Source organism: Eubacterium sp. AF15-50, from assembly GCF_934835595.1.
Lineage (GTDB): Bacteria > Bacillota > Clostridia > Lachnospirales > Lachnospiraceae > Eubacterium_G > Eubacterium_G segne.
Map to the genome: position 1 here is coordinate 1 of NZ_CAKVZL010000159.1, position 519 is coordinate 519.

1 protein-coding gene is annotated in these 519 nt (G+C 35.3%); it reads right to left on the bottom strand.

The annotated features are described in order from the left end of the window. Positions 1 to 231 precede the first annotated feature (231 nt). Positions 232 to 519, bottom strand: a 288-nt coding sequence (locus tag Q5O73_RS10570) for a tyrosine-type recombinase/integrase (protein WP_302669672.1), incomplete at its 5' end; no start/stop codon positions are given.

The window sequence follows — 519 nt, forward strand, 5'->3', positions numbered from 1 at the left end:
GCTGTATTATTTACATCATTTTTCTTATTTACACCATCTAACGACTTCATTGTCGGGATTTCACATCAATTTAATTTACTTTAATGCTTTTTCCTTTAATAAAGCCTTTTTCGGTGTTCCAACATTATCATAATAACATATTTATGCTGATTACACCACTCGAATTTGTCGTACTCTTGTCGTATGGCACACATTTTGTCGTACTCTCGTCAGTCCATGCCGGACTCTTTCCTAAAATACATCTAAATTGTGTGCTAAATTTTGAATTGCTTCCTGCTTTTTAGTATCGGTAACTTCCGCATAAATATCCATGGTTGTTTCGATATTTGCGTGTCCCATAATAGACTGAATTACCTTTAAGTTTGTTTCATTTTCGCAAAACCTTGAACAAAAGGTATGTCGCAAATGATGACATGAAAAATGTGGTATTATCACAGGCTCTCTGTGCTGTTTTGCAGCTTTTACCACTTCTTCTGCATTGTGTGCTTCATATATACGCTTGATTGCTCTGTTTACAGC